The following is a 4,358-nucleotide window of genomic DNA, read 5'->3' as shown; positions in this document are numbered from 1 at the left end:
AACCTGATGAGCGCGTCATATGACGAGACCGAGTTGGGCACCCAAGCCGATATGTGGATCCAGAATTTCCAGCGCGATTCTGCAAAGCGTGCGGGCATATTCCACCACCTAATCACCTTGCCAACATATCACACCGCGGCATTGAGCACGGACAATCTGGCGAAGGATTATTTCGGCGAAATGGGTATGCTTGGCTATGTTGCCGGCGTCCAACGCAAGGAAATCCGCCAAGGTATCGCCTGTGTGAAGCACCAAAACATGTCGGGTTCCGACATTGGCGACGAACATAAGGAATATTTCGCTGGCGAAGCCGCGCTCAAGGCCGGTGGTAAAGACAACACCATGAACCAGTTCAGCAACGCAGCGTAAGAAAGGTGAATCCATGAGCGAACCAGCACGCGCACGCGCCGTATTGTCGACCGAGGACCTCACGCTTTTGAGGCAAGCCTTGGTCCACTATCTGGAAGCGATCAAGGATCAGCCAGAGTCGATCAAATTTGCCCGCCTCTACCACCGTTTGGGGAGCGCAGGCGGCAAGTAAGCGCACATATATTTTACGAGTTTTCCTGGGGAGGAAAACACCTAACCGCCGGCAGCAATGTCGGCGGTTTTTTCTATGGGCCAACGCATTGTCGCTAATATTTTCTTAAGGCCGTTCATATACCCCCCTTGCAACCAAACAGGTTGGGGCGCGTGGATAATACACTAAAAATCTTGCTTGGGGTTCTGTCGGTCACCGGGTTTATCACCGTGGTCATTCCGCAGGGCAATCCCGTGGCGCCCCGCGACGCCGCAGATATCGCGAATCCGGAAGTTACCGCGCCGCCGCTCGAGCCAACAGCACCGTTACCCTCTCCGCCGCCATCTCCGCCGCCCGTTTCATTCGATTCCGGGGTTTCTGTTGGATTTATAACCGGCACGCCATCGATTGACGGCCGGCCAATTCAAGCTGATTTCGGGTTGCCGTTTGGCGTATCTCCGCGATCCGACAGAGAAAATCCGGACGCACCCCAAAAGAACAAAATTGGCTATACACCGCCGGTATTTAGCATGCCGGGCGCTCCCGCCCTAGACGAGGAAGATGGGGACACGGAGACTGGTGCGCCCTTACGCAGTGAACCCAGAATCGAGGGTTTACTGGGCAGTCCAGCCACCATCGACCGATAGGTTCGTTCCGGTAATCGCGCTGGCCTCGTCCCGGCACAGGAACACCGCCAAAGCCGCCAATTGTTCAACTTGAACAAATTTCTTCTGCGGTTGGTTGGCCAGCAACACATCGTTGATGACCTGTTCGCGCGTCAATCCGCGTGCCTTCATCGTATCGGGAATTTGGTTTTCAACCAAGGACGTCCACACATATCCCGGGCAGATATTGTTGACGGTTATGCCTTGCGTTGCGACCTCAAGCGCAACGGTTTTGCTGAAACCTGCAAGGCCGTGCTTCGCCGCGTTATACGCCGACTTAAACGGTGACGCGACAAGGCTGTGCATCGAACCAGTATTGATCACCCTGCCCCACCCCTTTGCCTTCATCGCGGGCAAGGCCGCTTTTGTAGTATGGAACGCGGACGACAAAATGATCGACATGATGGCGTCCCATTTATCTTCCGGGAACTCATCAACCGGCGCAACATGCTGGATACCGGCATTGTTGATCAAAATATCGGGCGATCCCAGTTTCTCGGCACATTCGGCAACCATCGCCCTGATTTCATCTGGCTTCATCATGTCCGCGCCGGAATGCAGTGCTTTGCCGCCGCTTGCCGCGGCGAGTTCCGCCACATAGCCTTGTATTGCATCCGCATCACCAAAACCGTTGATCATCACATTGGCGCCCTCTGCCGCCAGTGCGCGCGCATAACCCAATCCAATGCCAGATGTTGAACCAGTGATAAGCGCCGTTTTGCCTTGGAGGAACATGGGAGACAGCCTTTGCATTAGGGATGATCTTTCATTGCGTTATACATCGCTAAACGCAATGTTGGTGCAGGACAATATGGCAGAATGCCAAGACCAAATAGGTGCAATTATCTAAAAGGCCTGTCATAAGCGCCGCATGCGTTTGAATGATTGTCATAATGTCGCCGATTTTCGCCAGCTGGCGAAGTCACGCCTGCCGTCGCCTATCTTCAACTATATCGACGGCGCAGCCGATGATGAGCGGACGAAAGGTCGCAACAGTTCGTCGTTCGACGACTGCGATCTTGTGCCCAATGTGCTCGCGGGCGTTTCAGATATCGACACAAAAGTTCGGGTCATGGGCAAAGAAATTGCCATGCCGCTCATGCTATCGCCCACCGCGTTGCAACGCCTATTCCATTGGCAAGGTGAACGCGCCGTTGCAGCTGTGGCGCAGCAGTTTAACACATGGTTCGGCATTTCATCGCTGGCCACGGTGAGCATCGAGGAAGTCGGCGAACGCATCAAGACGCCAAAACTGTTTCAGCTATATATCCACAAAGACAAAGGTCTGAACGCGTCGATGATCGAACGCTGCAAGGCCGCAAAATTTGATGCCATCGCATTGACCGTCGATACGATCGTATCTGGCAACCGGGAACGCTGCCTGCGCAGTGGCTTCACCTCGCCCCCGCGCTTCACGCCTGCATCGGTGCTGAGCTACGCGATCCATCCAGCATGGGCGCTGAACTATATGTTCCGCGAGAAATTCTCGCTTCCCAATCTGCAGACACATGTTGACGCAGGGACCAATGTCGCGGTGTCTGTGGCCGAATATTTCAACACGATGCTCGACACGTCGATGGACTGGAAAATGGCGGAGAAAGTCCGGTCCGACTGGGGCGGCGAATTTTGCTTGAAAGGCATCATGTCCGTTGATGATGCAAAGCGCGCTGTCGATATAGGCGCGACAGCGATCATGGTCTCCAACCATGGCGGGCGTCAATTGGACGGATCGCGGTCGCCATTTGACCAGATTTCCGAAATCGCCGACGCTGTTGGGGGGAAGATCGACATCATCTGTGACAGCGGCGTGCAGCGCGGCAGCCATGTATTGAAGGCGCTGGCGGCAGGTGCCACAGCATGCTCGGGCGGGCGGCTATATCTGTATGCATTGGCCGCAGCGGGCCAACCGGGTGTTGAACGTATCGTTGGCAAATTGCGCGACGAAATTGATCGGGACATGCGGTTGATGGGCGTCAAATCCGTTGGGCAACTTAACCGCTCTATGTTGCGCTATCGCTAGGCTTTTGCGCGCCCCTGCAACGTCAGGAAAACAGCGTTAGGCGGTGCTCACCAAGAACCAGATTGCGACCATCGCCAATAGAACCGCAAATATACGGCGCACTTGGTTCCGGCGGTTGCCGACCGTCATCCATCCATGCGCTTGCGCCGCCAATGCAACGATGACGAGGTGCACCGCTGTTGCAATGGCAACATAGCATGCCGACAGCAACACAGTTTGCGGCGCAATCGGTGCATTTGTTACGATATAGGCTGGCAGGACCGTGACAAAAAACACCGCGGCCTTTGGGTTCAGCAGGTTGAGCAGCAAGCCGTGGCGAAACCATGCCGCCATGGCCTTCGCGTCGATTTGACTGGTCGCAACTTCTTGCTCCCCCACCCATGTTTGCCATGCCAACCATAATAAATAGGCCACGCCTGCGTAGCGCAGCAAACTAAAGGCAAAAGGTGCGCGGGCTGCGAGCGCGGCAAGCCCCATGGCCGAAGCCAATGCAAGGATCGCAAGGCCCGTTGCAATGCCCGCGACCGCGGCAAAACCGGGCCGCTTCCCTTGCGTCGCGCTGGTCAATGCGAGCCATGCCATGTTCGGCCCCGGGGTCAGTTCAATCAGCATTGTGGTGATAAGAAAGGGAAGGAACAGCGCGGTCATCATCCGCAATTTATACACGCCTTCACCCGATAGTCGATTGCGCTTGGCATTACGCGTGAACACACCCATTTAGGGTTCATGACCAATTACTCTTTGCTTGACTTAGTTCCCGTTGTCGAAGGTGGCTCAGTGGCTGGCGCGCTCGCCAATGCCGCAGACCTTGCCGCCCATGCCGAAAGTCTGGGCTTCAGCCGCTATTGGGTTGCCGAACATCATGGGATGCGCGGCATCGCCAGCGCGGCCACCAGCGTCGTCATCGGGCATATTGCCGCCGCGACCAAATCCATCCGCGTTGGTTCAGGCGGCATCATGTTGCCCAACCATGCGCCATTGGTCATTGCCGAACAATTTGGCACTTTGGACGCGCTTTACCCGGGCAGGATCGACCTTGGATTGGGCCGTGCGCCCGGCAGCGACCAACGTGTTGCCGCAGCGATCCGCCGGACATTGGACAGCGACCCGAACGCGTTCCCACGCGATGTTATGGAACTGCAAAGCTATTTCG

Annotated in this window: 5 protein-coding genes and 1 pseudogene; 4 read left to right on the top strand and 2 right to left on the bottom strand. The window is 55.9% G+C overall.

All coding sequences use genetic code 11. The features are described 5' to 3' along the window. Positions 1 to 369 (top strand): annotated as a pseudogene (locus tag ACIQ0G_RS10360) (isocitrate lyase); the annotation flags it as partial. A gap of 13 nt (positions 370 to 382) precedes the next feature. After that, the gene (locus tag ACIQ0G_RS10355; RefSeq protein ID WP_183940489.1) at positions 383 to 541 is read left to right on the top strand and encodes a hypothetical protein; all 159 of its coding nucleotides are present in this window, start codon (positions 383 to 385) and stop codon (positions 539 to 541) included. A 593-nt stretch (positions 542 to 1,134) separates the two neighbouring features. Here ACIQ0G_RS10355 and ACIQ0G_RS10350 read toward each other — a convergent pair. Beyond that, positions 1,135 to 1,920 (bottom strand): 3-hydroxybutyrate dehydrogenase, encoded by a 786-nt coding sequence (locus ACIQ0G_RS10350; protein WP_333569444.1) that lies wholly within the window; start codon positions 1,918 to 1,920, stop codon positions 1,135 to 1,137. 136 nt (positions 1,921 to 2,056) lie between these two features. Between ACIQ0G_RS10350 and ACIQ0G_RS10345 the strand changes: the two genes are divergently transcribed. Next, positions 2,057 to 3,205, top strand: a complete 1,149-nt coding sequence (locus tag ACIQ0G_RS10345; RefSeq protein WP_397577835.1) for an alpha-hydroxy acid oxidase — start codon at positions 2,057 to 2,059, stop codon at positions 3,203 to 3,205. Positions 3,206 to 3,241: 36 nt separating this feature from the next. On the opposite strand, the gene ACIQ0G_RS10340 is transcribed toward ACIQ0G_RS10345, so the two are convergent. Further along, on the bottom strand, positions 3,242 to 3,922 hold the full coding sequence (locus tag ACIQ0G_RS10340; protein WP_397577834.1) for a LysE family translocator: 681 nt from the start codon (positions 3,920 to 3,922) through the stop codon (positions 3,242 to 3,244). A 9-nt stretch (positions 3,923 to 3,931) separates the two neighbouring features. On the opposite strand from ACIQ0G_RS10340, the gene ACIQ0G_RS10335 reads away from it, so the two are divergent. After that, positions 3,932 to 4,358 (top strand): MsnO8 family LLM class oxidoreductase (locus ACIQ0G_RS10335; protein WP_397577833.1); only part of this gene is annotated, 427 nt, incomplete at its 3' end.

Origin of the sequence: Sphingorhabdus sp. (assembly GCF_044354325.1) — a bacterium.
Classification (GTDB): domain Bacteria; phylum Pseudomonadota; class Alphaproteobacteria; order Sphingomonadales; family Sphingomonadaceae; genus Sphingorhabdus_B.
The sequence above is the reverse complement of the archived record's forward strand: the minus strand, read 5'-3'. Positions and strand labels throughout refer to the sequence as shown.

What these genes read in the sequence shown, in the direction of transcription:
- ACIQ0G_RS10340 (WP_397577834.1), bottom strand. Translation starts at nt 3,922, where the DNA reads ATGGGTGTGTTCACGCGTAATGCCAAGCGCAATCGACTATCGGGTGAA.
- ACIQ0G_RS10345 (WP_397577835.1), top strand. Translation starts at nt 2,057, where the DNA reads ATGCGTTTGAATGATTGTCATAATGTCGCCGATTTTCGCCAGCTGGCG.
- ACIQ0G_RS10350 (WP_333569444.1), bottom strand. Translation starts at nt 1,920, where the DNA reads ATGTTCCTCCAAGGCAAAACGGCGCTTATCACTGGTTCAACATCTGGC.
- ACIQ0G_RS10355 (WP_183940489.1), top strand. Translation starts at nt 383, where the DNA reads ATGAGCGAACCAGCACGCGCACGCGCCGTATTGTCGACCGAGGACCTC.